27 protein-coding genes are annotated in these 26049 nt (G+C 55.2%); 9 read left to right on the top strand and 18 right to left on the bottom strand.

Annotated features, from left to right (window positions below; all coding sequences use genetic code 11):
* Positions 1–240: 240 nt before the first annotated feature.
* The 6 genes from NR114_RS16085 to NR114_RS16060 form a co-directional block, all read right to left on the bottom strand.
* Positions 241–1428 (bottom strand): PLP-dependent aminotransferase family protein, encoded by a 1188-nt coding sequence (locus tag NR114_RS16085; RefSeq protein ID WP_048762265.1) that lies wholly within the window; start codon positions 1426–1428, stop codon positions 241–243.
* 105 nt (positions 1429–1533) lie between these two features.
* Positions 1534–2235, bottom strand: coding sequence for a high-affinity branched-chain amino acid ABC transporter ATP-binding protein LivF (gene livF / locus NR114_RS16080; RefSeq protein WP_020824823.1), 702 nt, complete (start codon positions 2233–2235; stop codon positions 1534–1536).
* A 3-nt stretch (positions 2236–2238) separates the two neighbouring features.
* Positions 2239–3006, bottom strand: a complete 768-nt coding sequence (gene livG / locus NR114_RS16075; RefSeq protein ID WP_020824822.1) for a high-affinity branched-chain amino acid ABC transporter ATP-binding protein LivG — start codon at positions 3004–3006, stop codon at positions 2239–2241.
* Entirely contained in the window at positions 3003–4286 is a 1284-nt protein-coding gene (locus NR114_RS16070; RefSeq protein WP_020824821.1) for a high-affinity branched-chain amino acid ABC transporter permease LivM, read from the bottom strand. Before NR114_RS16070 ends, livG begins: the two co-directional genes overlap by 4 nt.
* Positions 4283–5209, bottom strand: a complete 927-nt coding sequence (gene livH / locus NR114_RS16065) for a high-affinity branched-chain amino acid ABC transporter permease LivH (protein WP_020824820.1) — start codon at positions 5207–5209, stop codon at positions 4283–4285. The genes NR114_RS16070 and livH overlap by 4 nt, the downstream gene beginning before the upstream one ends.
* Positions 5210–5492: 283 nt before the next feature.
* The gene (locus tag NR114_RS16060; RefSeq protein WP_046374714.1) at positions 5493–6608 is read right to left on the bottom strand and encodes a branched-chain amino acid ABC transporter substrate-binding protein; all 1116 of its coding nucleotides are present in this window, start codon (positions 6606–6608) and stop codon (positions 5493–5495) included.
* Positions 6609–7014: 406 nt separating this feature from the next.
* Between NR114_RS16060 and panM the strand changes: the two genes are divergently transcribed.
* From panM to NR114_RS16045, 3 genes are all read left to right on the top strand, one after another.
* Entirely contained in the window at positions 7015–7407 is a 393-nt protein-coding gene (gene panM, locus NR114_RS16055) for an aspartate 1-decarboxylase autocleavage activator PanM (RefSeq protein WP_048762262.1), read from the top strand.
* The gene (locus tag NR114_RS16050; protein ID WP_234529556.1) at positions 7404–8621 is read left to right on the top strand and encodes a DUF3142 domain-containing protein; all 1218 of its coding nucleotides are present in this window, start codon (positions 7404–7406) and stop codon (positions 8619–8621) included. The genes panM and NR114_RS16050 overlap by 4 nt, the downstream gene beginning before the upstream one ends.
* 70 nt (positions 8622–8691) lie before the next feature.
* Entirely contained in the window at positions 8692–10689 is a 1998-nt protein-coding gene (locus tag NR114_RS16045; protein WP_234529559.1) for a hypothetical protein, read from the top strand.
* 59 nt (positions 10690–10748) lie between these two features.
* On the opposite strand, the gene rpoH is transcribed toward NR114_RS16045, so the two are convergent.
* The 4 genes from rpoH to ftsY all read right to left on the bottom strand — a co-directional run bounded on the left by rpoH (position 10749) and on the right by ftsY (position 15209).
* Positions 10749–11606 carry an RNA polymerase sigma factor RpoH gene (gene rpoH / locus NR114_RS16040; protein ID WP_020824815.1) on the bottom strand — a complete coding sequence of 286 codons (858 nt, stop codon included), beginning with the start codon at positions 11604–11606 and terminating at the stop codon, positions 10749–10751.
* Between the two features lie 315 nt (positions 11607–11921).
* Complete coding sequence (gene ftsX, locus NR114_RS16035) at positions 11922–12875, bottom strand: permease-like cell division protein FtsX (protein WP_115057970.1); 954 nt, start codon at positions 12873–12875, stop codon at positions 11922–11924.
* On the bottom strand, positions 12865–13536 hold the full coding sequence (gene ftsE, locus NR114_RS16030) for a cell division ATP-binding protein FtsE (protein WP_020824813.1): 672 nt from the start codon (positions 13534–13536) through the stop codon (positions 12865–12867). Before ftsE ends, ftsX begins: the two co-directional genes overlap by 11 nt.
* Positions 13537–13541: 5 nt before the next feature.
* Positions 13542–15209, bottom strand: a complete 1668-nt coding sequence (gene ftsY, locus NR114_RS16025) for a signal recognition particle-docking protein FtsY (RefSeq protein WP_256824840.1) — start codon at positions 15207–15209, stop codon at positions 13542–13544.
* A gap of 220 nt (positions 15210–15429) precedes the next feature.
* On the opposite strand from ftsY, the gene rsmD reads away from it, so the two are divergent.
* Positions 15430–16050, top strand: coding sequence for a 16S rRNA (guanine(966)-N(2))-methyltransferase (rsmD, locus tag NR114_RS16020; protein ID WP_048762257.1), 621 nt, complete (start codon positions 15430–15432; stop codon positions 16048–16050).
* Positions 16040–16312, top strand: coding sequence for a DUF1145 family protein (locus NR114_RS16015; RefSeq protein WP_006317223.1), 273 nt, complete (start codon positions 16040–16042; stop codon positions 16310–16312). The genes rsmD and NR114_RS16015 overlap by 11 nt, the downstream gene beginning before the upstream one ends.
* 27 nt (positions 16313–16339) lie before the next feature.
* On the opposite strand, the gene NR114_RS16010 is transcribed toward NR114_RS16015, so the two are convergent.
* The 5 genes from NR114_RS16010 to NR114_RS15990 form a co-directional block, all read right to left on the bottom strand.
* Complete coding sequence (locus NR114_RS16010) at positions 16340–16696, bottom strand: DUF2500 domain-containing protein (protein WP_020824810.1); 357 nt, start codon at positions 16694–16696, stop codon at positions 16340–16342.
* Between the two features lie 136 nt (positions 16697–16832).
* Positions 16833–17453 carry a helix-turn-helix transcriptional regulator gene (locus NR114_RS24270; protein WP_165367005.1) on the bottom strand — a complete coding sequence of 207 codons (621 nt, stop codon included), beginning with the start codon at positions 17451–17453 and terminating at the stop codon, positions 16833–16835.
* On the bottom strand, positions 17425–18042 hold the full coding sequence (locus NR114_RS16000) for a hypothetical protein (RefSeq protein ID WP_153263162.1): 618 nt from the start codon (positions 18040–18042) through the stop codon (positions 17425–17427). The genes NR114_RS24270 and NR114_RS16000 overlap by 29 nt, the downstream gene beginning before the upstream one ends.
* A 69-nt stretch (positions 18043–18111) precedes the next feature.
* A complete protein-coding gene (locus tag NR114_RS15995; protein WP_046374723.1) occupies positions 18112–18798 on the bottom strand; it encodes a hypothetical protein in 687 nt (228 codons plus the stop codon).
* 23 nt (positions 18799–18821) lie between these two features.
* Positions 18822–19127, bottom strand: coding sequence for a hypothetical protein (locus tag NR114_RS15990; protein ID WP_046374724.1), 306 nt, complete (start codon positions 19125–19127; stop codon positions 18822–18824).
* Positions 19128–19273: 146 nt separating this feature from the next.
* Between NR114_RS15990 and NR114_RS15985 the strand changes: the two genes are divergently transcribed.
* The 3 genes from NR114_RS15985 (at position 19274) to NR114_RS15975 (ending at position 21914) form a co-directional block, all read left to right on the top strand.
* Entirely contained in the window at positions 19274–19831 is a 558-nt protein-coding gene (locus tag NR114_RS15985; protein WP_048762248.1) for a tyrosine-type DNA invertase, read from the top strand.
* 635 nt (positions 19832–20466) lie between these two features.
* Positions 20467–20847 carry a CaiF/GrlA family transcriptional regulator gene (locus NR114_RS15980; protein WP_020824804.1) on the top strand — a complete coding sequence of 127 codons (381 nt, stop codon included), beginning with the start codon at positions 20467–20469 and terminating at the stop codon, positions 20845–20847.
* Positions 20848–21137: 290 nt separating this feature from the next.
* Complete coding sequence (locus NR114_RS15975) at positions 21138–21914, top strand: LuxR C-terminal-related transcriptional regulator (RefSeq protein ID WP_129941173.1); 777 nt, start codon at positions 21138–21140, stop codon at positions 21912–21914.
* A 72-nt stretch (positions 21915–21986) separates the two neighbouring features.
* Here the strand turns inward: NR114_RS15975 and NR114_RS15970 are convergent, their stop codons facing one another.
* Positions 21987–22544 (bottom strand): tyrosine-type DNA invertase, encoded by a 558-nt coding sequence (locus NR114_RS15970; protein WP_369982314.1) that lies wholly within the window; start codon positions 22542–22544, stop codon positions 21987–21989.
* Between the two features lie 400 nt (positions 22545–22944).
* Here NR114_RS15970 and NR114_RS15965 point away from each other — a divergent pair, with 400 nt between their 5' ends.
* On the top strand, positions 22945–23571 hold the full coding sequence (locus tag NR114_RS15965; protein WP_020824800.1) for a lysoplasmalogenase: 627 nt from the start codon (positions 22945–22947) through the stop codon (positions 23569–23571).
* Positions 23572–23605: 34 nt separating this feature from the next.
* Here the strand turns inward: NR114_RS15965 and NR114_RS15960 are convergent, their stop codons facing one another.
* Together NR114_RS15960 and NR114_RS15955 are read right to left on the bottom strand one after the other, a co-directional pair.
* Entirely contained in the window at positions 23606–23983 is a 378-nt protein-coding gene (locus tag NR114_RS15960; RefSeq protein WP_046374727.1) for an AprI/Inh family metalloprotease inhibitor, read from the bottom strand.
* Positions 23984–24038: 55 nt separating this feature from the next.
* Positions 24039–25502: a serralysin family metalloprotease gene (locus tag NR114_RS15955; protein ID WP_020824798.1), complete on the bottom strand. Its 1464-nt coding sequence runs from the start codon at positions 25500–25502 to the stop codon at positions 24039–24041.
* Positions 25503–26049: the final 547 nt, after the last annotated feature.

Genomic DNA, 26049 nt, shown 5'->3' with positions numbered 1-26049 from the left:
CTCAGTCATTTACCTATGTAAACTCCTGAGGATTCTGGCGGTCACCGCCTTGCTGCTACGTGAAATCTATTGGGGCAATAAGCGCGTGAGCGAAAAGAATCAGTTTTTTGTTCGGAAGCTAACATGCCATGCTCGGATGACAGAAAAATAACCGTTAGATGACAGCCATATGACGGAAGAGTGAAGTGCAGATTGCGGTTTGATGTCGGCGACGGGGAAAGATCCCCGCCGCCGTGAGGATCACAGTGAACGGCGCAGGCGGGCAACCGCTTCCTGCATTTGCTGTTCAGTGGCGGTGGCGAACGACAGGCGGAAGGTAGAACGGTCCGGATTGTCTGAGAAGAAGTATTCTCCCGGCACAAACACCACGCCCTGCTGCAGGGTGGTTTTCAGCCATTCGGTGGCGTTGAACGGCTGACGGAAACGCGCCCACAGGAACATGCCGCCTTTCGGCATATCGAAGCTGATATGGTCACCCAGCTCTTTTTCCACCAGCCCGGCCAGGATCTCACCCTTTTGTTTGTAAGCCGCGCGGATCTTTTCGATCTGCGCCGGCAGGCGATCCAGCCCCAGGTAACACTCTACGATGCTCTGCGACAATGCGCTGGCATGCAGATCCGCCGCCTGCTTGATGATTGCCACTTTATGCAGCAAAAACGGCGGCAGAATTGCCCAGCCCAGACGCAACCCCGGAGCCAGGATCTTGGAGAAGGTCGAGGTATAGATAATGTTATCGGTATGGCCCAGCACCTGCTGCGAAACCTGGTGCAGCGTCGCGTTACGCTCGTCGGTAAAACGCAGTTCGCCGTACGGGTCATCCTCGATGATCAGGAAATTGTGCTCGGCCGCCAGCTTGACCAACAGTTCGCGACGCGGGGCGCTCAGGGTAATGCCGCTTGGGTTGCCGAAGTTCGGCACCACATACACGCCCTTGATGCGCTGCGTTTTCAACAGCTCGGCCAGTTCTTCGACCACCATGCCATCGCTGTCGGACGATACCGACATGATGTTGGCTTCCGCCAGTTCCAGCGTCTGCAACGCCGCCAGGTAGGTCGGACGTTCCACCACGAACACGTCGCCCGGGTTCACAATGGCGCGCATCACCAGATCCAGCGCCTGCTGGGAGCCGGCCGTGACCATCACTTCATCGGCGGTGGCGGTGACGCCGCGTTCGGCACACAGCTCGCAGATGCGTTCGCGCAGCACCGGGCTGCCTTCGGTCAGACCGTACTGAAAAGCGCTTTTCGGCTGTTCGGTGATCGCCTGATGAGTGGCGATGCTCAGCCCTTCGAAATCAAACAGGGCATCAGAGGGGATGCCGCCCGCCAGCGAAATGACGTTTTCCATCTTACTGTGCTTGAGCAATTCACGGATTGCCGAGCTTTTTACTTTTACGATGCGCTGCGCGAGTAACCCTTCTGTGTTCATTTCTTATTCTTCTCGTAATCGTTAAAAATGTTGTAGGGGTCCGATACGCTGCGCCCGAGTCGCTCGGGGCGAAGATATTCGCCCCCTACCGCTTCGACGGGTATTTCAACCGCCCAGATACGCCGACCTAACTGCTTCGTTTGCTAACAATTCGGCCCCCGTATCTTCCAACACCACGCGCCCGTTTTCCAGTACATAACCGCGATCTGCCAGTTTCAGCGCCTGATTGGCGTTTTGTTCGACCAGGAAGATGGTCATGCCCTCTTCACGCAGCTGCTGAATGATGTCAAAAATCTGCTGAATGATGATCGGCGCCAGCCCCAGAGAGGGCTCATCGAGCAGCAGCAGCTTCGGCTGGCTCATCAGTGCACGGCCTATCGCCAACATCTGTTGCTCACCGCCGGACATGGTGCCCGAGCGCTGCGTACGGCGTTCCAGCAGGCGCGGAAACAGGCCAAACACCCTTTCGATACGCTGTTGATATTGGTGACGGTCGGCAAAGAAACCGCCCATCGCCAGGTTCTCTTCCACCGTCATGCGCGAGAATACCCGCCGTCCTTCCGGCACGATAGCCACCGCTTCGCGCATGATGCGCGACGTCTGCCACTGGGTAATGTCCTGATCGAGAAAGGTGATGCTGCCTTCGCTGGCGCGGGGTTCACCGCACAGCGTGCCGAGCAGCGTGGTTTTACCGGCGCCGTTAGCGCCGATCAGAGTGACAATCTCGCCCTGCTTTATGTTCAGGCTAACCTGATGCAGCGCCTGGATTTTGCCGTAATGGGCGGATACCTGATTAAATGACAACATAAATTATTCGCCCAGATAGGCCCGGATCACGTCCGGGTTGTTACGGATTTCTGCCGGGGTGCCCTGCGCCAACGGCGTGCCCTGGTTCACCACGTAGATACGATCGGAGATGCCCATCACCAGTTTCATGTCGTGCTCGATCAGCAGCACCGACACCTTATGCTGATTGCGCAGCTCGACGATCAGGTGATCCAGCTCGTCGGTTTCCTTTGGGTTCAGGCCCGCCGCCGGCTCGTCCAGCATCAGTAATTCCGGCCGGGTGACCATGCAGCGCGCAATCTCCAGCCGCCGTTGCTGGCCGTAAGCCAGATTACCCGCCGAACGGTTCGCCATCTCCAACAGGCCCACCCGTTGCAGCCAAACCGAGGCACGCTCCAGCGCATCGGCTTCGGCACGGCGGAAGGCCGGCGTTTTCAGCAGCCCGGCGAACACGCCGCTTTTCAGATGCTGATGCTGTGCGACCAACAGGTTTTCGATCACCGTCATCTCGCGAAACAGCCGTACGTGCTGGAAAGTCCGCACCACGCCCATCCGGGCGATGGCCTGGCCGGGCAACCCTTCCAGATGGCGCTCACGCAGTTTGATGGTGCCGCTGGTCGGACGGTAAAAGCCGGTCAGGCAGTTAAACACCGTGGTTTTTCCGGCACCGTTCGGGCCGATCAGCGAGACAATCTCGCCCTCGTTGAGCGTCAGCGCCACGTTATTGACCGCCAGCAGGCCGCCGAAACGCATCGACAGTCCTTCGACCTTCAGCAAAGGTTGCATGCTCATACTTGCTCCCCCTTGCCTGCTTGCATATCCGCCGCCTTCAGTTTTAGCTGTGGCCGCTTCATCGGCAGCAGTCCCTGCGGCCGCCAAATCATCATCAATACCATCAAGGCACCCAGCAACAGCATGCTGTATTCGTTCAGGTCACGCATCAGTTCGCGCGACACTACCAGCAGGATCGCCGCCAGGATCACCGCGAACTGCGATCCCATGCCGCCCAAGACCACGATCGCCAACACGAAGGCCGACTCGACAAAGGTGAAGGATTCCGGGCTGACGAAGCCCTGGCGCGCAGCGAACAGCGTGCCGGCAAAACCGGCGAAGGCGGCGCTGATGGTAAAAGCGGTCAGTTTGATTCTGGTCGGATTAAGCCCCAGTGAACGGCAAGCGATTTCATCTTCGCGCAAAGCTTCCCAGGCACGGCCCAGCGGCATGCGCAGCAGGCGGTTGATCACAAACAGAGTCAGCACCACCAGCAACAACGCCACCAGGTACAAAAAGACAATGCGATCGCTCGGATCATATTTCAGGCCAAAGAAGTTATGGAAGGTATCCCAGCCGCCGTCACGCGCGCTGCGGTTGAACTCCAGGCCGAAAAAGGTCGGTTTCGGGATCTGGCTGATACCGTTCGGCCCGCCGGTGATCTCGGTATTGTTCAACAACAGGATGCGCACGATCTCACCGAACCCCAGCGTGACAATCGCCAGATAATCGCCGCGCAGGCGCAGCACCGGGAACCCGAGCAGAAAACCAAAGAGGGCGGTGACCATACCCGCCAGCGGCAGGCTCTCCCAGAAACCCAGGCCGTAATAATGGTTCAGCAGTGCGTAAGTGTAAGCGCCAATCGCATAGAAACCGCCGTAGCCCAATACCAGCAAACCGGACAGCCCCACCACCACGTTCAGGCCCAGGCCCAACATCACATAGATCAACGTCAGCGTGGCGATATCCACCGAGCCGCGTGAGACCAGAAATGGCCAGGCAACCGCGGCGATAATGATCGCTGCGGCCAACAGCTTCTGCCGGGCGGTCGTACCATCGAAGCTCGGTAATACCCAGGCCGGGCCGGAGATTTTTTTCAGCCCGTGCTGCATCAGCGGGCGCAGCAGTTGGAAGAAAAACACAATGACGCAGCCGATGCCGATCCACATCCAGCGCACTTCCGCCGCGCCGTGCACCACCAGTTTGGTACCGTCCAGGCTCAGCTGCATGCCCATCAGGAATGAAGCCATCACAAACAGCACCAGGGTGGCGATCAGCGCGTTGAGCAAATTGAGTTTCATACTTTCTCAACCTCCGGACGCCCAAGGATGCCGGTAGGCATGATCAGCAGCACCACAATCAGCAGCGCGAACGACACCACGTCTTTATATTCGGTACTCAGGTAAGCCGAAGTCAGCGCCTCTGCCACCCCCAATACCAGGCCGCCAATCATCGCGCCGGGGATGCTGCCGATGCCGCCCAACACCGCCGCGGTGAAGGCCTTCATGCCGGCCATAAAGCCGATATAGGGGTTAATCACTCCGTAGAATTGCCCGAGCAGTACGCCAGCGACCGCCGCCATCACCGCACCGATCACAAAGGTCAGCGAGATAACCCGGTCGGTATTGATGCCCAGCAGGCTGGCCATCTTCAAATCCTCCGCACAGGCGCGGCAGGCGCGGCCCATACGTGAATAACGAATAAACATCGTCAACGCCAGCATCGCCAGGAAAGTGACTACCCAAATAATCAGCTGCATGGTGCTGATGGTGGCGGCAAAGCCGTTGCTTTCCCCCAGCACCCATTGCCCGGTGACCAGGCTTGGCAACGCCAGGTCGCGCGAGCCCTGGGTCAGGCTGACGTAGTTTTGCAGGAATATCGACATTCCTATGGCGGAAATCAGCGCGATCAGGCGTTTGGAGTTGCGTACCGGCTTGTAGGCCACCCGTTCGATGCTCCAGCCGTAAGCGCTGGCGATCACGATCGATACCAGGAAAGCCGCGCCAATCAGCAGCCAACCGACGTCGATGCCGATCATCATCAGGGCGGCGATAACAATAAAGGAGACATAGCTGCCGATCATATACACCTCACCGTGGGCGAAGTTGATCATGCCGATGATGCCGTAGACCATGGTGTAACCGATGGCGATCAATGCATAGGTGCTGCCCAACGTGACGCCGTTGAACATTTGCTGCAGAAAATAGAGAACCTGCTCAGACATACTCTAACCCTTGGCTGTGCTTTCTATACCCATCACACTTGAAGTTGCATTTGTGTTGGCTGCACTCATTCACCCGAATCGTTCCCTTGCCGCCTTGATGCAACTTCAATTTATTTTGGGTAAAGCAAACCTGAAATAACAATCATTAAAAACGCTTATACCCAATGGATTTCGCGTTGCAGCTAGGCGGCAAGCGGGTAAATCCCCAGGAGCTTAGTAAACTAAGTGACTGGGGTGCACCCGTGAAGCCAACAACGCTGCAACGTGAAAGACGACGGGTATATTATTTAATCGGCGTTGAAGTGCCGTCAGCATGCCATTCGAACACGCCGAACTCGAAGCCTTTAAGATCGCCTTTGTCATCCCAGCTCAACGGCCCCATCACGGTGTCCACCGGCTTGCCGGTTTTCAGGTCCTTGACGATGTCGGCCGGTTCCTGGCTGCCGCTGCGCTCCATCCCGGCAGTCAGAGATTGCAGCGCCGCGTAAGTGGTCCAGACGAACGGTCCGGTTGGATCCAGCTTTTTGGCTTTAAGCGCATCTACAACAGGTTTGTTGGCAGGGACCTGATCGTAACGTTTAGGCAGGGTCACCAGCATGCCTTCAGAGGCGGCACCGGCGATATTGGACAGTGAGGAGTTGCCCACGCCTTCCGGCCCCATAAAGCGGGTGGTCAAACCGGCCTGTTTAGCCTGACGCAGGATCTGGCCCATTTCCGGGTAGTAACCGCCAAAGTAAACGAAATCGACATTTTCTTTCTTCAGGCGCGCCACCAGGGTGGAGAAATCTTTATCGCCGGCGGTGATACCTTCAAACATCACCACGTCGGTGCCCTGCTTTTTCAGGCTGTCGCGCACCGAGCGCGCCAGGCCTTCGCCATACTGCTGCTTGTCGTGAACCACGGCAATGCGCTTGGGTTTGATCTCGCTGAGGATGTATTTCGCCGCCGTTGGCCCCTGATCGGAATCCAGGCCGGTGGTACGCATGATCATTTTGTAACCACGAGTGGTCAGATCGGCGTTAGTGGCCGCCGGGGTGATCATGATGACGCCTTCATCTTCATAGATGTCGGAAGCCGGCTGCGTCGAGGATGAGCACAGGTGGCCAATCACATAGCGGATACCGTCATTGATTACCTTGTTGGCGACGGCTACTGCCTGTTTTGGATCGCAGGCGTCGTCATATTCCACGCCGACCAGTTTGTCGCCCTTGATACCGCCCTTGGCGTTGATATCGGCAATCGCCTGACGGGCGCCGGTGAATTCCATATCGCCATACTGCGCCACCGGGCCGGACATCGCCCCGACGATCGCCACCTTGATGTCTTTCGCCATTGCCGCATGCCCGATAGCCATCGCGATACAACCCGCCAACAGCGCCTTACCTTTTGTTAATTTCATCCGCAAATCCCCATCTGTCGTTGTGAACGTACCTGTTGTGTTTGCCGACACCCAACCCTTATTTACTACTTTTATTCATAAGTAATAATGATTTAGGTGTTTTTTCGACAATATTTTCTAATAAGACTTTATTTTTCATGCCATTAAACAGGAATTTTCTGCTGCAAATCAACTTACACAATCAGAAACAAGCGGTGTAAACAGCATAAAATCCGGATTAAATCTGCGCTGTTTTGCATCAGGCACAGCGCGTTATGCTGGTTCTCGATCGATTAACTACATATTTACTCGGAAAATGCGTCCTGCAAAAAACATTTTGCGCAGTAATCGTACAGAAAAACTTACACAACGCTCTGTGCAAGATCTATTACACTGTCGGCATCGATTAGCCGTTCGGAAATCCTGCATGAAACTGACTATTGAGCGATTAACCACGCTGTCCCAGCAAGACCTTATCGACCTTGGCAAAATCTGGCCGCATCAGCAGCCGGAACAGTGGCAAAGCGGGTTGAACGGCAATAAAGCGCTGTTCGCCGCACGCTTCAATGAGCGGCTGCTGGGTGCGGTGAAACTCGAGCTGGACGGTGAACGTGCCCAACTGCAGGATTTGCTGGTGCGTGAAGTCACGCGCCGTCGCGGCGTCGGGCTGTATCTGGTGCAGGACGTGCAGCGTCAGTTACCGCAGATAACGCATTGGCAGCTTTCGACCGCCGGTCTGACCCCACGCGAGCGGGGCGAGGTGGATAACTTTATGCGCGCCTGCGGTTTCACTCAGCAAGGCGAACTCTGGCAACGATGAAGCGCAGGTTCCTCGCACTGTTGGTGCTGGTGCTGGCGTTAATCGCCTGGTTCGGCGGCCGCCAGCAGGCGCTGCGGATACAGCCGACCTGGGATAATCAGGTCTACGTCTGGCAACGCGTTTGGACGCCGCAGCATGTTGCCGCACTGGCGCAAAGCCGCGATCTGTTCCCTACGCTGCGGGTGCTGGGTTTACAAGTGCACCCGCGTGAGGGCTGGCGGGAAATCCCGGTCAATCTCCCCTTACTGAAACAAGATGGCCGCCCGCTGTGGCTGGTGGCCCGTCTGGATGGGCAGTTGACGCAACTGGATGAAGTCGCGATTCGCCAACGTTTGCTAAAACAGGTGCAACGCTGGCAAGCCGCCGGGCTGCAAGTGATCGGCGTTGAAATCGATCATGACGCAGCTACCGCGCGCCTGCCCGCCTATCAGCATTTCCTGCAGCAGTTGCGTCAGCAATTGCCCTCCTCACTGCAACTGGGCATTACCGCATTGCCGGCCTGGATCGGCTCAGCTGCGCTTCCCGGTGTTTTGCAACAGGCAGACAGCTCCGTGCTGCAGGTGCATGCCGTACTGTCGCCCGAACAAGGCCTGTTTGCTGCCCCGCTGGCACTGCGGTGGGTAAAACAGTACGCACAAATCACGCCAAGACCTTTCCGGGTGGCGCTGCCTGCCTATGGCATGGGTTTGGTGGGGTTCGATACGCAAGGCGCGCAGGTGGAAAGCGAAGCCTCCGTACGCGTGGCGGGTACCTCGCGCGAACTGACGGTCGCGCCGCAGCAGGTGGCCGATTTTCTGCGCCAGTTGAACACACGGACCACACCGCACCTGCTGGGCCTGATCTGGTTCCGTTTGCCACTGGAGGAAGATCGCCGCGCCTGGTCACTGGCTACGCTGAGGGCGGTAATAGAAAAGCAACCACTCGACGTCAGCTGGCAGGTAAAATTTAGCCCTCAGGCGCTGCAAAATGGGCTGAATGATCTGATAATTCAAAATAACGGGCCGGTGGATGCACCGCTGCCGCATGAAATCGTCATCATCGCCAGCGAGTGCCTGGCGGCGGACGCGGCAGGCAACTACCGGCTGGAAAGCGAGCCTCAACGACTACGCTTTGTGCTTACCCGCAGTGACCAGCTGCGCGCCGGGCAGTCCCGGCCGTTGGGCTGGATCCGCTGCCAACAACTGACGCCAGGAGGCACCCTTGTCACACCGTAATGCACGCGCTACACGGACTCTGCGCGGCCGAACTCTTCCACTGGCTGCCCTGATCGGCTCGGCGCTGGCGATGCCACTTAATGGCTACGCCTGCGGGCCGGATTTCCCTAACCGTTTACTGGTCGATCGCAACGGCACGCTGCTGTATATGCCGGAAGGCAACTTTGCCTTTGAAGCCGGGCGTCTGGTCGCAGTGGATAAACAGCTGCCGTTGTGGAAAGCACCGCCACCGGCGATGCCACCGAAACCGATGCCGCTGTCGCCGGAAACTATCATCATCGAGAAAATGCGTGCGGCAAAAACCGTTGAAGAGGCCGATGCGGTCAATAGCCAGGGGCTGTCTGACGCGGCCCGCCTTTACCAACTGGGTGCAGTGGCCTTCGCCGGTAAAGACCCGCGCGCCAGCGAGTACTTCCAACAGGTTCTGGCGCTACCTGCCGCAGATCAAGGTGACTGGGGGCTAAGGGCGCAGTATTCACTCGGTCGGTTGTTGATGGGCGATTACGGCACGCCGGAAAACGAAGGTGACGGCTCGAGCATCGCAGTCGAACATCCCGCGAAGCCCCAGCTCGAGCAGGCGCTAGCGGCCTTCCAGCAGGTGATTGATAAAGTGAAAGGCGGTACGGCCGATCCAGATCAACTGGCACTAAGCAGCCTTGGGCAGCAGGCCCGCATTCATTTCTGGCTCGGCAACGTCACCCAGGCAGCGAAGTTATATGCTCAACAGGCGGCACAGGGTGACCAAAATGGGGCACTGTCGCTGCAGTACGTCTCCAGTTACCTGGTCAATCCGGATCACTTCGATATTCTTAAGCAAACAATCGCCGATCCGTTGATCCAACAACTGGTCACCATTGAGCTGTTTGCCCGCAGCAGTAATCTGCAAATGACCGATACGGACGGCACCGGCACTCGCTCAGCACAAATCATCAGCCAAATCCTGACGCTGCTGGACGCCTCGGTGAAAAGCGGTTTCAGCGGCAGCGACCGGCTGGCGGCGCTGGCCTACCGAGCAGGACAATACCCGATGGCGGCCAGCCTGCTGAAACACGCTGGCGACAGTGGCCTGGCCTGGTGGTTACGCGCCAAAATGGCGCTGCGCGACGGGGATGTTAAAGCCGCTACCGCAGACTACGCCAAAGCGGCGGCCGCATTCCCCTCCAATGAAAGCTGGGGCGAACAGCGTAATGCGGACTTTACGCCAGAAACCATCGTGCCCGAATGCCGGGTGGCGGGGGAGCAGGCTATTCTGGCCCTGGATCGCGGCGACTATCTGCAGGCAATGGACTTCCTCTATCGCGGCAAAGATATTTACTGGGCGGACGTCGCCGACGTGGCCGAACGCGTGCTGACCATCGATGAACTGAAAGGCTTTGTTGATAAGCATGTGCCAGCCCCAGCTACGCCGTTGAAACCGGTCAATCCCGACGACTACAACGGCCAGCCGCTTACGCCGGAGGTGCAACTGCGCGAGCTGCTGGCGCGGCGGCTGATGCGCGCCGGACGCCCTCAAGAAGCAATGGCCTACTTTGACATCCCGAACTATCGTCAGGTTGCCCAACAGTACGCCGATACGCTGAAAACGGCGCAGGATAAATCCGCAGACAAGCTGGCGCGGGCCAAAGCCTACTATCAGGCTGCAACGCTGCTGCGCAGCCAGGGATTGGTGTTCACGGGTTATGAGATGACACCGGACTATGCAATTTATGACGCCGGTTATTCCTATCTGGGGGATGCCTTTGATACGCGTGAGCTCAAGCATAAGAGCTGGATCAGCAGTGCCGAGGCAGCACGGGCCAAAGCGGCGTTACCGCCGCAGGATAATCGCTTCCTGCACTACCGCTGGCAGGCGGTTGATCTGGCGCAGCAGGCCGCCGACTTACTGCCGCCAAAAAGCCAGGCCTATGCCGCCGTGTTGTGTAATGCCGCCGGTTGGGTGATTAAACGTGACGCGAAAACCGGCCGGGCGCTGTATCAGCGCTATATCAATAACGGGACGCGCTATGCCTGGGCCAACAAGTTTGGTTATGACTGTCCGGTACCCGATTTTGCGGCGATCGCGCCATAACGCCGAATTTCAGGCACAAAAAAGCCCGGCTAGCCGGGCTTTTTAACGCTTATGCGGGATTAGGCTTCGATCGCCATTTTCAGTTTCTTCATGGCGTTCTTTTCTAGCTGGCGCACACGCTCAGCGGAAACACCGTACTGATCGGCCAGCTCTTGCAACGTGGATTTATTGTCGTCATCCAACCAACGGGCGCGAATGATATGCTGGCTACGCTCGTCCAGACCTTCCAGCGCATAGGCCAGTTTGTCTGCGGCGTTGCTTTCCCAGTTATCTTCCTCGATGCCTTCGGCGAAGTCCGAGCTTTTATCCTGCAGGTACAGCACCGGCGCCATAGACTGGCCATCACGGGCTTCGTCGTCCGGCGTAGGATCGAACGTCATGTCCTGCGCCGCCATGCGGGATTCCATCTCGCGGACATCCTTGCTGGTCACACCCAACTCGCGAGCAACCAATTCCACCTCATCCTGATTGAACCAGCCCAGACGCTGCTTGGTTTTACGCAGATTAAAGAACAGCTTGCGCTGTGCTTTGGTGGTAGCCACTTTGACGATACGCCAGTTGCGCAGTACGTACTCGTGAATTTCTGCCTTGATCCAATGCACCGCAAAGGAAACCAGACGCACACCAACCTCTGGGTTGAAGCGGCGAACAGCTTTCATCAGGCCAATATTACCTTCCTGGATCAGGTCTGCCTGAGGCAGGCCGTAACCGGAGTAATTACGGGCAATATGAGCGACAAAGCGCAGGTGAGACAGGATGAGCTGCTTAGCGGCTTCCAGATCGCCCTGATAATGCAGCCGTTCAGCCAGCTCCCGCTCTTCCTCTGCCGTCAGCATCGGATAGGTGTTGGCGGCCCGGATATAGGCTTCCAAACTGCCCTGGGGCACTAAAGCTAAAGTTTGCATTTCTTTGGTCATTCAAACCCTCTCTTGAAAAAACAGGTCATGCAGGTGATTGTCACGGCGGGGAAATGATTGATTCTACGGCAGTTGCTATTGCAAAAGCGGTCCACACACCGGGCACCATAACATTTTGCTGCAGATTTTGACCGCGTTCCGCCCTATTAGTTCACAGTTTTTCGATCGCATTGTCCATGACAATACGTGACGAATATTCAGGCCGATAGGGAATTTGTGCGCTAAGAAGAGACTGGATGGTGCTTAAGTTAGTGCCGGTAGCTCTTCTCCCGCAACACGCTCGGAGCAGCAGGAGAAGAGTATACCAAAAAATCTTTATTGTGGTGTAAATCGGCGTAAATGTTGCACCGTCGCCAGCCAGGCGGCGATCCAGCCGATCATCGCGGAAACAATCAGCAGCAACAGCGCCTCATCCCAACCCAGGCCGTGCAGGGTAAAGGTGGTACCAAATACCTTGGCTACGCCGGTGACCACCGACTCCAGCCGCCACACCATCGCCCCGGACAACACCAACGACAGCAATGCGCCAAAGAAGCCCAGCATCGCTCCGCCGTTCAGGAAAGGCCGCAGGATGAAACCGTCGGTGGCGCCAATCAGCTTCATCACGTTGATAGTATCGCGGCGGCTGAAGATGCTCAGACGTACGCTGTTGCCGATCACCAGGAACACCGCCACCACCATCAGCACGCCGATCATTGCAGCCACTTGCCCCACCAGCCCGGTCAGTGCAGCCAGACGAGCAAACCAGCTGTCGTCCATCCGCACTTCATCCACCCCCTGCACCGCCGCGACGCGATCGCGCAGGGTATTGAGGGTGTCGGAACTTTGGAAGCTCATTTTCGGCGTGATGATAGCGACCGCCGGTAACGGGTTCTCTTCCAGCATATCCAGCGCGCCGCCAAAGCCGGACCAGTTGCGGAATTCGCCCCGGGCCTCTTCACGCGACAGGTAATTCACTTTCTCAACGCCAGCTTCTGCTTTGATGGCGTCGAGCACTTTCACCGCCGCGCCGTCATCCAGGGATTTATCCAGGTACACCGTTAACTGCGGCGTAGGGTACCATTGCGTCGCCGCGGTGCTGACGTTTTTCCAAACGATATAACACACGCTTGGCAGCGTCAGGGAGATGGCGATGACCATCACCGTCAGCAGCGTCGCCAGTGGCTGGCGCAGCATATCCTTGACGGCGTTCATCCAGGCGTAGCGCCATTGTTCCCGCCAGCCGCCACGCAGCGCTTTGCTCTTGGCGGTTTTTGCATTATTCGCCATGATGCGCTCCTCCAGCCATGCGGCCCTGGCTCAGGCGCAGAATGCGGTAATTGCGACGGGCGATCAGCCCGGTGTCGTGGGTGGCCATCAACACGGTGACACCCACGCGGTTAAACTCCTCGAACAGGCGCAGAATGCCTTCCGACAACGCATCGTCCAGGTTACCGGTAGGCTCATCCGCCAGCAGTACCGCCGGCTTGTTCACCACCGCGCGGGCGATACCCACACGCTGCTGCTCACCGCCGGAAAGCTGAATCGGGAAGTTCTTCGCCTTATCCAGCAGCCCGACCTTGTCCAACGCAGCGGAAACGCGGCGACGAATGTCTTCGGTGCTGGCGCCGGCGATAATCAGTGGCATTGCCACGTTGTCATACACCGTGCGATCCAGCAGCAGATGGTGATCCTGGAAAATCATGCCGATCTGACGACGCAGGAACGGCACCTCGCGGTTTTTCAACCGGCTGATGTCATGGCCGCCAAACCAAATATGGCCGGCGCTTGGCCGTTCGATACCACAAATCAGTTTCAGCAGGGTACTCTTCCCCGCGCCGGAATGGCCGGTCAGAAACGCCATCTCTGCCGGGCGCAGATGGAAATCCACCCCCTGCAGGGCCTGCCGTCCGCCCAGATAAGCTTTACTGACCTGTTCAAAGCGAATCATCCGTATTAATCCTCTCGGGCAAAAAGTGCCTCAATAAAATCGTCAGCCTTAAACGGCCGCAAATCTTCGATGCCTTCCCCAACGCCGATATAGCGAATCGGGATACCGAACTGATCGGCAATGGCGAAGATCACCCCGCCCTTGGCGGTACCGTCCAGTTTAGTCAGTGTGATACCGGTTAAGCCCACGGCTTCATTAAATAATTTCGCCTGGCTGACAGCATTCTGTCCGGTGCTGGCATCGAGAGTCAGCATAACCTCATGGGGGGCCTGGTCGTCCAGTTTTTTCATGACGCGGACAATCTTCTTCAGCTCTTCCATCAGGTGCGCTTTGTTCTGCAAACGCCCTGCCGTATCAGCCAACAGCACGTCGATGCCACGGGCCTTGGCGGCCTGGACCGCATCGTAAATCACCGAGGCGGAATCCGCGCCGGTATGCTGCGCCACAACCGGAATACGGTTGCGCTCGCCCCACACCTGCAGTTGCTCTACCGCCGCGGCACGGAAGGTGTCCCCCGCCGCCAGCATCACCGATTTGCCTTCCGCCTGGAACTGGCGAGCCAGCTTACCGATGGTGGTGGTTTTACCCACACCGTTCACCCCAACCATCAGAATGACATACGGGTTTTTACCGCCAACATCCAGCGGCTGATCAACTTTAGCCAGAATTTCGGACATTTCCTCCTTCAGCTTGCCGTATAACGCATCGGCGTCTTTCAACTGCTTGCGGCTGGCATGCTGAGTCAGAGAGGTAATGATTTTACGCGTGGTTTCCACGCCGACGTCGGCAATCAGCAGCTGTTCTTCCAGCTCTTCAAACAGTTCGTCGTCAATTTTCTTGCCGCGGAACAAGCCGACAAAACCGGATCCCAAATTTTGCTTGGTTTTCACCAGACTACGTTTCAGCCGGGCAAAGAAGCCTTCTTTGGTCGGACGTTCCTGCTCCTGAGTGACCGCAGGGGCCAGCAGCTCGGGTTCTTTTTCTTCTTCTTCGATAATGGCCGGCGCGACAATAATCGGTTCCAGCGCCACGCTGGCCGACAATGGCTCTGGCTCTGGCTCTGGCTCTGGCTCTGGCTCTGGCTCTGGCTCTGGCTCTGGCTCTGGCTCTGGCTCTGGCTCTGGCTCTGGCACGATAGTAGGTTCAGGCTCAATCACTTCCAGTTCGGGCACAATCACCGGTTCCGGTTCAACCACTTCCGGTTCTAGCGCAATAATCGGCTCTGGCGTAACCACTTCGGGTTCTGATACCGCGGTCGTTTCTGGCTTAGGCTCGATGACAAGTTCGGGTTCAGGCTGAACCACGGCCACAGGCACGGCAATCTCTTCCGCTGCCGGCTGTTGCTGTTCTGCCGCCACCTGTTCAGTAAGGGTGACAATCTCTTCCGCCAGCTTTTCTGCCGCGGCAGTGTGTTCGACGATCGCCGGCACGCTTTCTGCAATATGTTCGCCGGTCAGACTGCCGTCCCACTCCCCTGGCGTCTCTACGGAAGCGGCAGGTTCAGATTCCTGCGCGGGGAGCTGGTCATCCAGCTTGGGAGCGACCGGTTCAGCCGGGGTCTCCACGGCCTGATTTTCCGCCGCTTCTACCGGCGTCTCAGGTTGCTGTTGCTCTTCTTCCTTCTGGCCGAAGCCCAGCCAGGAGAAAAACCCGCGTTTCTTATCTTTTGCCATGTTATGACTCTACTCCGTACCGAAGGCTTGCTTATGCTGACAATAATTCGCCGAGTCTATCACTTTCCCTCGTTCAGCAACACGCATCCGGCATGCTTTCCACTGTGAAATCAGGCAACAAAGTTTTACCGTTTCCCCCGGCGCCTCTCACCGGTAGAATAGAGGCAACTTATCGCCAACTCATTCGGCCTCACCGCCAGAAAACAATCAAAGCAAACCTATGACAAGACTATCGCCACGGGCATCGGCAAAAAAACCGCCTCAGGCTGCGGCCGGGCAGATCCGCATTATCGGTGGCCAATGGCGCGGGCGAAAACTGCCAGTACCCAACAGCCCCGGGCTGCGTCCGACCACCGATCGCGTTCGGGAAACCCTGTTCAACTGGCTGGCGCCGGTGATCCAGGGCGCACGCTGCCTGGACTGCTTCGCCGGTAGCGGCGCACTCGGCCTGGAAGCGCTGTCGCGCTATGCCGGCAGCGTCACGCTGTTGGAGTTTGAACGCCCAGTGGCGCAGCAACTGGAAAAAAATCTGGCCCTGCTGCAGGGCAATGGCAAGGTGGTCAATACCAACACGCTAAACTGGCTGGCGAACTCTGCTCAGCCGTTTGACGTGGTGTTTCTCGATCCGCCATTTCGCAAAGGCTTGCTGGCTGAAACCGTCACGCTGCTGGAGCAGCAGGGCTGGCTGGCCGATGAGGCCTGGATCTATGTAGAGGCCGAAGCCGAAAGCGCCGCCGCTGATGTCCCGGCCAACTGGCAATTACACCGTGAAAAAGTCGCCGGTCAGGTGGCTTATCGTCTTTATATCCGTTCGCAAGAGAAAACCGAAAATGCTGATTAATCTGGGTCGCCTGCTGATGCTGTGCGTGTGGGGCTTTCTGCTCTCCAACCTGTTTCACCCCTTTCCCAAGCCGCTGAAATATTTCATCGACGTGGCGCTGTTCTTTATGGTGGTGATGCACGGGCTGCAGCTGGTTCTGTTGAAGTCCACACAACCGAAAGATCAGCCGATAAGCTACTGGCAAGAAGCCAAGATCTTCATCTTTGGCGTCTTCGAATTACTGGCCTGGCAGAAAAAACAGCCACCGATCAAAAGAAAATAACCCCACATGGGCACCGGGTCCGGTGCCCTACGGCTGGGCAGTAAAGGAGACAAACCGCGTGCCCTGCATGCTCAACGTGCCCTGTGCGCCTTTTTCAATCGGATTATACTGCCACGGCTTCAACCGCAGCCGGATCTCCTCGCCACCGCGCTGTGGGCTAAACACCACCTCATAATGCATCGGCTCATTGACCAGCGGCTCACGCTGCGGTGCCCGGGTCTTGGCGACCGGAAACTCACGTTTATCACTCACCGTGACCTGCAAACTGCGTACCGGCGCACGGTCGTTATCCGCTTCAATACGGCGCTGATTGAAATAGCGGTGCGTCGCCAATACGGCGATCAACGCGATCACAGCGATAAAAAACAGCGGTGGCTTACTCATCTTACTTCCCATCTCCACGCGGTGAAATCAGCGTAAACATAGCACAAGCCCTAAACTGACACCGCTGTTGCCTGGGACAACCCCATGCATAACATTGATTAGCGGCTTATTACGAACGGCTCTTCAGCATGATGGGTTATGCTGAGTAACTCCCCAAGGGAGTATGAGGAATGTTGATGCCTGCATAGCGCAGGATATCCAACAGGCGATTTTCCCCCTGGTGATGGAATAGCCGCCGATCGCTACTGGCACCCAGCTTGCGCAAGGCATGGGCCTTATGTGAACTGATGGTTTTTTCACTTCGCCCCAACCGCCGCGCCAGTTGCTTTTGCGGCTCGCCATGCGCCAACGCGCTGATAACCAAAAGCTCTTTTTGCGTCAGATGACAGCAGACGCGCATCTGGGTCCGACGGTATTCAGCCAAAAAATGATGATGTCCCAGCCGATGACGCAACACCAACAGTGAGTTCAACTCGGTCGGACGCAGCGTTTTTTGCAGACAAACCGGCAGTATCATTTTGGAAGATAAACCCGACAAGAAAGGACTATAACCGTCGCTCCACATCAGCCAGGTCACATTAGCGTGCTTCTTCCAGAATCTCCCACGGAAAACAAAGAAGTCATCCAAGCTTTCATCGTGTCCGTGGGTATCTGACAACAACAGGTCGAGCGGTTGTTTGTGCAACAGACCGCGCAATTCCGACAGCCGGTCAGTCACCCCACAAACCTCATACTGGGCGGGGAGTGACGCAAGCACCGCCAGGACTCCGTGCCGAAACCAGGGATTCGGCTCCATAACCATCACTTTTAGAGGTGTCATTGTTTCTCCTTAAACCTGGGGCCGTGACGACCACCGTACGATATTCCACTTCAGCCACCCCGCCCTGTGGCAAAAACAGCTGATCCAACAGTTGCCTACCGGCCAGCCGGTGCAACATGTCACAGAAACGATTAAGTTCGCAGCGTTGGACGCGGGTCAATGGAGGACTGACATCGGTTTCAGGGCCTATTCCCCATTGAGCGAAGCGATCGCTCAGAACATGGAAATAACGCCCGGCATGGTTCGCAGGCGAAGCGTCGAGTATTTTGGCGTCATGACGGCATTGTGCCAGCCGCTGAGGCAATGCGTTTTTCCCACTGCGACCAATAAAGGACGTCGGCAAGCCATTCAACAGCGTGCCAGCCTCAGCTTGAGGGAAAAACAGCACGCCCCACAACAAAGTCACCGCCACCCTAACCGTGAGCGTAATGACCTGAGGGCATAAGCACTTGTCGGTAAATTGTTTTAAGAGCCGGCTTGACCAAGCGCGGCCAACCATTAAATACCGGCGAATTTCAGTGCGCACCAAATTACCCCCCACCCAAAGATGCCGCATACCAGCAACATCGCCAACCAGGTGTAGCGGCGGATGTGTTTATCTCTGGCTGAGGGCAACATCAGGCAACCTCCTTGTTGGGCATAAGCGAGAACCATACAGCAACGCATGGAGTTCTTGATCGCGATGCACACCCAGTTTGCGCATCGCGCTACGTTTATGGGCACTCAGGGTCTTCGTCGTAAATCCCCCCGTTGGCGTAACGAGGTGTTCAAGCGCATCACAGACAAAATGACTGAGGACCTGTAACTCCGGCCAACTGAGAGCAATCTCCGACGGCGTCCGACATAGCAGGCCCTTGGCCATAAAAGCCGGATGCCCCAACGCCTGACGTTTCAGCAACAAATCGTGCAACTGATGCGGCTGCAGATCGTGCGGTAGGCACAATGGCCCTTCACTCGGCCTCAACGGGCTCAGAGTGGTTAGCAACGGTGTTAACGGTTCGCTGTACAACAGCCAGGTAGTATTGAGGTCGAAACGCAGATAGTGGGAATAAAACAGGAAAAAATCGCGCAGTTTGTCGCGATGTCCGCAGAGCCCAGTGATAATGATATCTGCTCCGTCTTGCGATAACGTCTGTCGCAGAGTCAATAGATCGTCGACCACAATTAACGATGCGATCGCCTGACGGGTAAGTGCTAACACTTTCAGGGTGCCTTCTCGCACCAGCCCCGGCGCCATCATCACGACCACGCGCAAACGCGATGGAAAAGAGGTAGCTGACATAAGGGAGTCCCTCTGCTGTAGATTCAGAACTGCTGGTGATCGGCCTGATAACGTTGACGCACCAGCAAATGAGTGGCTGGATGAGCACAGTGGTGATAGCGTAGCCGGGCATAGTGACGTTCGTTTTCAGCCAACAAGGGCGTTTCACTAAGGCTACGCCACAATTCGGCGGCCTTGTGCAACGCACACAGCCAATCTTCTACACCGTAAGCCATCCCGCTGAGTTGCATGATGCGCCGTTCCAGGCTGGCGGCTTTGCCAGCAACGGCACGGGCGGCCTTGCGGGTGAGTATCGTGGGTGCTGCCATCGCGGTTAATTCATGCTGCATGGTGGTTTTTACTCCTCCTGTCAGATCAACTGCCGCCATTTATTCGCAAAGAAAATAGATGCGTAAAAAAATGGAAACAGGCTATTTTCTCTCCAGTAAGATCCTCATACGGCATCGGGTCGGAGAGGCTATATGGAGCCAAAATAATGAAAACTCGAAAACACCTCACTCTCGGGGAAATAAATGACATCCTGCTTGCCACGCACATTGGAAAACATCCGGAGCGTGACCGTTGTTTAATACAGATGTGTTTTATCCACGGGCTGCGCGCCAGCGAAGCCTGTCAGTTAAAAATATCTGATATCGATCTGCGCGATAACGTGATTTATATCCGCCGCCTGAAGAACGGTTTTTCGACCGTGCATCCCTTAGCGCAAGATGAGCTGCCGCACTTGTTGTGCTGGCTCAATTTGCGCGACAAGTGGCGCGATGCTGACAGCGAGTGGTTATTCCTGTCGCAAAAAGGCGGCCAACTGACGCGCAAACACGTGCATTACTTGATTAAACGCTACGGCGAGGCCGCCAATATTACGGTGGCATCGCACCCACATATGCTGCGACATGCCTGTGGCTATGCGCTGGCGGATTCGGGCGTCGACACGCGTTTGATTCAGGATTATCTGGGTCACCGGAATATTCGACATACGGTGATATATACCGCCAGCAATCCCAATCGCTTTATTGGATTATGGCAAAAAAAGTGAGGTGGAAAATAGGTCATTTTGGACCAAAGTGTTACATATCTTAGTTTTGTACGATTTCAAGTCAATAAGAATACCCCCCGCTTTTACGCAACAATTTTATTTCCTTCAATATCAACAACCCACTAAACAAAATAAAAAAGGCTCACCGAAGCGAACCTTTGTTAAATAAATTAACGCAATTAAACAGCGAAGCAACGTCATTTTATTTTCAGATACATACACTGACAAATCCGTCAGCGTCCCACTAAAACTAAAACATTAGCCCACTGGAACGCCTAAAAACAGATTAATTATCTGAATGTCACATTTTGGTCCAAAATGTCGCATTTTCAGCTCAAAAAAAACAACGCATCACACTGAAATAAAAGGAGAAAATAAAAAATAACTTTAATTATTATACCAAGTGGAAATTCTACATCTTTGCACCGGTCCCCTTTAAAACAGCAAAGGTGGAAATACTGGTGGAAACATGCACGTGAAGAAAATACGCAATAGTGACGACAGATTCACTCTTGTTTTTTTCAAGACACCCAACACGGGTTTCAGCATTAATCGGAAGCACCGGGCGCAAGAAAATTTATCCATGGCAAAGCCACCCCAACAACTATTCATTGTACAAGGAGACAGGGGGTTTTATGAAGCTTCAGCATGACGAGAATATCACCCTGCCGGAAACGGTAGCGCACCTGGCCGAACAGCCGTTATGTCGCATTGTGGCCACCTGGGGGTTGCTGCAAAACCACTATCTGAATCGTCAGCGCATCATGCAGGCCTTTAACGTACCGCGCCGTAAAGCGGGTTACATTCTGCGCTATATCGTTCACAGCCCTTGCATCACCTGCGACCAACACGTTTATACGCATCCGCGATCGCACCGCCAGGAACTGCGGGTCTGGATCCGCACGGTAAGCCAACCTCTGCCATTACGAACAAAGAGCACCAGGGTTCGCAATGTAGACAGGCAAAGCGTCTGGGCACAACTGCTTCAACGGCCGTGGAGCGAACTGCATCTGTGATAACAGGCCCTTTTCGCTCCCCTAATTAGAGAGGTTGCCTATAGACAACTTTTTCCCATCGGGGCCAAGCCGTGATGACATGAACAGCGTTGCGTCTAACCGGCCCCGACTTTTTCAAACCAAGGGGAATGACCCTGTCTTGACCAAAAGAACCTTGTATCACCTGGAGCGGCTTGCCTGGAACCTGATGCTTACCCTCAGTGCACTACTCTGGTGTCTTTTTGCGCTGCTGCTCTACTGGTTTTTTTAACCCCGGCGCAATTTTTTCATTTGATTGCAGGAGAGATGATATGCGTTTGACCGTTAACGATCGCACCGGCTATTTCCCCGCTCCCAAAGAGCTGGACCTGCTTCGTAATATTGCCACGGCGGACAGTCTGCCCAGCATTGTTCTCAAACTGCACCCCGCCGCCGAAAGCGCCGTGCGGCTAGAGCCCCTGCCCCATACCGGCGGTGTCAAATGGCTACCGCTGCTGTGGCAACTGGTGGTGCTGAAGTCTTGCCGGCATGACCTGAAACTGAGTCTGCAAGCACCATTTTCCACCCCCGCATGGCACCGTCTGTTAGGCGTGCTGAACATCTCTCCCGATCTGTCCACCAAACAACCACAGAGCCTGCCACTTTTGACGCTAACAGAGAGTCGGGTGTTGCTGACATTGCTTGGCGGCATGCATCCCTGGCAGCTGGCCGCCCGCATGAACCGAGATATTCGCACCATTTCCAGCCATAAAAAACGGGCCATGGACAAAGCCGGTTTGCAACACAACGGCGAACTCTATGCGCTGGGGGCGCTGCTTTACGGCCCACAGCATGCGACCGCGCAGATTGCCTTACCGGCAGCGGAACAGCAGGTGTTGACCGCCCTGCTGCGCAACGGCAGCGTCACGGCGACCGCGAAGTTGCTGGGGAAAAGCGTCAAAACGGTGAGTGGCCAAAAACTCAATCTTATGCGTCGACTTAATGTGCCCCATGAGGTGGCACTGTTTGCCGCCGCCGAACACTACAATACAGAGCAAAAAAAACCACCCCCAGTCATGCTGAATAAGTATCAAATATTCAGCCAATGACCTAATAGGAATAAACCGTCGCTTAATTATCACACTGTTGCCATTTCGCGCGAATTAAGCCCTGGCCGAAAGTTAAAATTCAATTCTTTTGAATCGTTGGGCATTGCTGGCGGTATAGAGTACCGTATGCTGAATATTCCGGTGGCCGAGATAGTCTTGTATCAGTCGGGTGTCCATACCTTTATTTGCCAGGCTATAACCGCAGGCGTGACGCAACATGTGGGGATGGGCAGGTAATTCGAGACATGCCGCTTTGCCGTAATCGCGGATCAGTCGGTAGATTTGCTGGCGCGATAGCCGGCCGCCCTTGCGCGACAAAAACAACCAGGGCTGGCCGGCATGCGGGCTGTCTTTACGATCATCCAGCCAGCGTTTAAGCATCAGGGTCTCATCCGGTTGTAATGGGTGCTGAACCGACAGACCATTCTTCAGTCGCGAAATAAAAACCCGCCGCTCGGCGAGTTCTATATTGTCCAGCGTCATACGGCTTAACTCGCTGGCCCGCAAACCGTGAACAAAGCACATGGTGATCATACAGCTGTCCCGTACCGAGTTTAGTCCTCCCTTTATATTTTTTATCATTTTTTTTATTTCTGATTCATTCAGATATTTTCTTATTTCCAATTGCATAACTCCCCAGAAACATCATGTATCAAGCAGGACCGATGGCGGGTTTAAAAAACAGCCAAAAATGCAAATACAGTTACCCAACTGTGCTAAATAATAATGAGACTCTAAGATTAATCCTTAGCTATTATTGTCACGCGCAGCATTAATTACTAATTAATTAGCATTCGCATCGAGCAGCTATGGCTCTCAGAAAATGATCCGCAACGGTAGAGTAGCCATTGTCAGTAAGTTTTTCCGAAAAAAAACACGTCCCCCTTTCTTACTCTGCAAATAAGTTACAGTTCATCAGCAAGAAAGCATTGTCGATCGCAGAGGCGCTGCCTACACTGCAAACAGAAGTGACGCTGGTGACAATTTGGAGCCGGAAGCTACGGTTCCCATAATGAATAAGGAAGACATAATGAGTTGGCCGTTCCTTGCCGTATTCTTTTCCGGTTGGCTGTTCGTCGATGCCTCCTACCGTGGGCCTCGCTGGCAGCGCTGGGTGTTTAAGCCCATCACCCTGCTGCTGTTGTTATTGCTGGCCTGGCAAGCGCCGGTGTTGGGGCCTGCAGGGTATCTGATCGTCCTCGGCCTGCTGGCAACCCTGATCGCCGACACCCTGCTGCTGCTGCCGCGCGAACGCGTGCTTTACGCCATCGGTGCCTTTTTCCTGTCGCACTTGCTGTATACCCTGAGCTTCGCCAGTCAGATGACCTTCAGCCTGTTTTGGCCGCTGCCGCTGGCGCTGCTGATTATCGGCGTGCTGTTACTGGCAACAATTTGGACGCGACTGGAAGAAATGCGTTGGCCGATTGCCACTTATGTAGCGATGACGCTGCTGATGGTGTGGCTGGCGGGTGAGCAGTACTTTATGCGCAGCACCGATTTCGGTTTCTCGCTGCTGGCGGGCACTTCACTGCTGCTGCTGGCCAACGTGGTGTGGCTGGTTAACCGTTATCGCTGGACCTTCCGCGCTGCGGATGCGCTGGTGGCCTTCTGCTATTTCTCCGGCCATTTCCTGATCGTACGTTCGCTGTATCTGTAGCTCAGGGCGGGTTCGACTGCCGAACCCGCTGTTGTTATACCAGCGCTTTCAGCGTCAGTCCGTCATCCGCGCCAAGCTGGTTGCGGTAAATATCGCCATCGCGCGAGAAGAACGCCAGCGTACTGCCATCCGCCCGCAGCAAAGCGATGCCGTCCGGTGCCGGGCGCCAACCGACCACCTCGGCGGTTAACACCTTTTCCAAACAGTGCTGCCGATCAACCAATGAGTAGCCGTTGATTTCACTCTGTTCACCGGCCAAAAACTCAATCTGACATTGTTGTTCGGCATTGGCGACCTGCCATTGCCCCGCCAATGATTGCGCGCTGGGAAGAACCAAACTGCTGGCCATAACTGCTCCCGTTACCATCATACCGCCCACGACTGCAGCGACGTGCGTCACCTTGCCCTTCATATCGGCTCCTGTATAACGCCCGGCCAACCGGCGCCGGGCGTTACCGTCTGCACTGTTAAACGATAAAGTCAGTGGCGACGTCAACCTGGCCGACGATTTTCACCAGGAAGTCCGGGGCCTGATGGCCACCGATATTCAGGGCCAGATCGCTGACGTTATTCGACGCATTGTAAGACAGCAAGGCTTCGCCCGCTGCGCCACTGAAATGATCGACGAAGTGGATCTGATCGCCACCCTGCGCGCCCTGATTGAAGAATGACAGGTCGATTTTATCGATGCCTTTCTGGAAATCCTTGATCCAGTCGGAGGCACCCGGCGCAGAATCGCTGACCGCAGAGAAGACAAAGGTGTCTTTGCCCGCACCGCCCCACAGCTCATCAGCCCCACCGCCGCCGAACAACACGTCGTTGCCCGCGCCACCTTTCAACACGTTGTTGGCCGCATTGCCGACGATCACGTCATTGCCTGAACCGCCAATCGCGTTCTCGATGGTCACACCTGCGGCAATGGACACGTTGCCTTTCAGCCCACCCACGTCGGAGAAAGATTTCTCGTTCAGATTAATACGCTGGTTAGCGGTGTAACCGGAGAAATCGAAGGTGTCATTACCACCCGCATCCCAGGCCGCAAAGATCACTTTTTGCGAATTGCTGGTGGTACTGAGGAAGTCACGTCCGGTATTTGAGTTGAAGCCATACACGGTATCGCCGGTACGGGTGGTCTGGTTGGCACCATACAGATGCTGAATAGCGGAAATGTCATCCAGCAGTGGCGCCGCAGCGTAGTGCCCGCCGTTGTCGCCACCGGTGTTGGTTTCGCTCCAGTAACTCATCAGGCTGAACTCACGAGTATCTTCGGCGTAGCTGGCATCTCTGTAAGTCGGGTTGCCTTCGCCGGCGTTGTAATCGCCCGGATGACTCAAGCCCAACGCATGGCCAATTTCGTGGGTAAAGGTCTGGCGGCCGTAGTCTTCGCTGGCCGGATGTTTCACGTTGGACTGGTTGACGTTGTACCAGGTCTGCCCGCCCAGGTTTTGGCCCTGATAAATGGTGTTCGGCAGGAAGGCGTAAGCCTGGGTATCGTAGTCATAATGGCCGGGACGATCCTGGCTGTAGTTACCGAAGGTGATATTGGCCTTCTGGCCGGCACCAACTTCGGTAAAGGTGATATTGGCCACGTCAGACCAGGACTGCAGCGACAGCTTAGCCTGCTGCTGCTGTTCCGCGCTGAATTTGCTCAGTCCAGTATCGCCGGCGACGTTGGTGGAAGAGAATTTATAATCCGGGAAAGAGAACGTTAATTTAACCGGCTGGCCAAAAACTTTATAACCGTTCCAGGTTTGGTTCTCGCGGGTAATAAACAGCCCGGCTTGTTCGGTAGAAAATGAGTCCTTGCCATTAACCTGAATCCCGTTGCCTCGCTCATGATAATGCAGCAAATCATCTACTGCATTGTAAGCGGAGCTCGCAGCCGCAAGGCTGGATTCAGTAATTTCAATTGCCTTTTTAGTAGATTGCATTGGTTCGATTCCACTCATTAGCTGATTGTTTTCAATCAGACAGATAGACATAACCTGCCAGGAAGCCACGGAGAACGAACCGCACGCTTACGGGAAGGAGTTTATGCGCCGTTGCCGGCAGTGTGTTAGAGAGAATTAATGCATATATATCAGCAAATAAGATTACCACCATAAATGGTAATCGATTCCAATTATAGGCAGCAGTGTAAAACTGCACATAAAATAATCAGCCATTTATTATCGTTTCGAAGGCGATTTATGCTGGTTTTTTGCGTTCTTTACAATATTAATGAAACTTAAATGCCATGAATTGGTAACAAACTCCAACAAAAATGCGGTCTGCAGCGTCAAGCGAATCGTGCTGGGATTTAGACGGCTAAAAGTTAAATTTTGCTAAAGCGTTATAGATTAATAACTCTTTATTATTAGCCGCCGGTACTTTTTAGTTCCCGCAGGAATAACATTTTCTTTTTTTGACTAATCACCTCGGGTCTTTCGCGCTCGTCGCCCCCTGATAAACGACATAGGAAAAAAGAAATACCCCAAT

It is taken from the genome of Serratia sp. Ser99, from assembly GCF_024519545.1.
In the GTDB taxonomy this organism is placed as follows: Bacteria; Pseudomonadota; Gammaproteobacteria; order Enterobacterales; family Enterobacteriaceae; genus Serratia; species Serratia liquefaciens.
The sequence above is the reverse complement of the archived record's forward strand: the minus strand, read 5'-3'. Positions and strand labels throughout refer to the sequence as shown.

Coding starts and splice junctions, on each gene's coding strand:
- NR114_RS16085 (WP_048762265.1), bottom strand. CDS start 1,428: ATGAACACAGAAGGGTTACTCGCGCAGCGCATCGTAAAAGTAAAAAGC.
- livF (WP_020824823.1), bottom strand. CDS start 2,235: ATGTTGTCATTTAATCAGGTATCCGCCCATTACGGCAAAATCCAGGCG.
- livG (WP_020824822.1), bottom strand. CDS start 3,006: ATGAGCATGCAACCTTTGCTGAAGGTCGAAGGACTGTCGATGCGTTTC.
- NR114_RS16070 (WP_020824821.1), bottom strand. CDS start 4,286: ATGAAACTCAATTTGCTCAACGCGCTGATCGCCACCCTGGTGCTGTTT.
- livH (WP_020824820.1), bottom strand. CDS start 5,209: ATGTCTGAGCAGGTTCTCTATTTTCTGCAGCAAATGTTCAACGGCGTC.
- NR114_RS16060 (WP_046374714.1), bottom strand. CDS start 6,608: ATGAAATTAACAAAAGGTAAGGCGCTGTTGGCGGGTTGTATCGCGATG.
- panM (WP_048762262.1), top strand. CDS start 7,015: ATGAAACTGACTATTGAGCGATTAACCACGCTGTCCCAGCAAGACCTT.
- NR114_RS16050 (WP_234529556.1), top strand. CDS start 7,404: ATGAAGCGCAGGTTCCTCGCACTGTTGGTGCTGGTGCTGGCGTTAATC.
- NR114_RS16045 (WP_234529559.1), top strand. CDS start 8,692: ATGCCACTTAATGGCTACGCCTGCGGGCCGGATTTCCCTAACCGTTTA.
- rpoH (WP_020824815.1), bottom strand. CDS start 11,606: ATGACCAAAGAAATGCAAACTTTAGCTTTAGTGCCCCAGGGCAGTTTG.
- ftsX (WP_115057970.1), bottom strand. CDS start 12,875: ATGGCGAATAATGCAAAAACCGCCAAGAGCAAAGCGCTGCGTGGCGGC.
- ftsE (WP_020824813.1), bottom strand. CDS start 13,536: ATGATTCGCTTTGAACAGGTCAGTAAAGCTTATCTGGGCGGACGGCAG.
- ftsY (WP_256824840.1), bottom strand. CDS start 15,209: ATGGCAAAAGATAAGAAACGCGGGTTTTTCTCCTGGCTGGGCTTCGGC.
- rsmD (WP_048762257.1), top strand. CDS start 15,430: ATGACAAGACTATCGCCACGGGCATCGGCAAAAAAACCGCCTCAGGCT.
- NR114_RS16015 (WP_006317223.1), top strand. CDS start 16,040: ATGCTGATTAATCTGGGTCGCCTGCTGATGCTGTGCGTGTGGGGCTTT.
- NR114_RS16010 (WP_020824810.1), bottom strand. CDS start 16,696: ATGAGTAAGCCACCGCTGTTTTTTATCGCTGTGATCGCGTTGATCGCC.
- NR114_RS15995 (WP_046374723.1), bottom strand. CDS start 18,798: ATGTCAGCTACCTCTTTTCCATCGCGTTTGCGCGTGGTCGTGATGATG.
- NR114_RS15990 (WP_046374724.1), bottom strand. CDS start 19,127: ATGCAGCATGAATTAACCGCGATGGCAGCACCCACGATACTCACCCGC.
- NR114_RS15985 (WP_048762248.1), top strand. CDS start 19,274: ATGAAAACTCGAAAACACCTCACTCTCGGGGAAATAAATGACATCCTG.
- NR114_RS15980 (WP_020824804.1), top strand. CDS start 20,467: ATGAAGCTTCAGCATGACGAGAATATCACCCTGCCGGAAACGGTAGCG.
- NR114_RS15975 (WP_129941173.1), top strand. CDS start 21,138: ATGCGTTTGACCGTTAACGATCGCACCGGCTATTTCCCCGCTCCCAAA.
- NR114_RS15970 (WP_369982314.1), bottom strand. CDS start 22,544: ATGCAATTGGAAATAAGAAAATATCTGAATGAATCAGAAATAAAAAAA.
- NR114_RS15965 (WP_020824800.1), top strand. CDS start 22,945: ATGAGTTGGCCGTTCCTTGCCGTATTCTTTTCCGGTTGGCTGTTCGTC.
- NR114_RS15960 (WP_046374727.1), bottom strand. CDS start 23,983: ATGAAGGGCAAGGTGACGCACGTCGCTGCAGTCGTGGGCGGTATGATG.
- NR114_RS15955 (WP_020824798.1), bottom strand. CDS start 25,502: ATGCAATCTACTAAAAAGGCAATTGAAATTACTGAATCCAGCCTTGCG.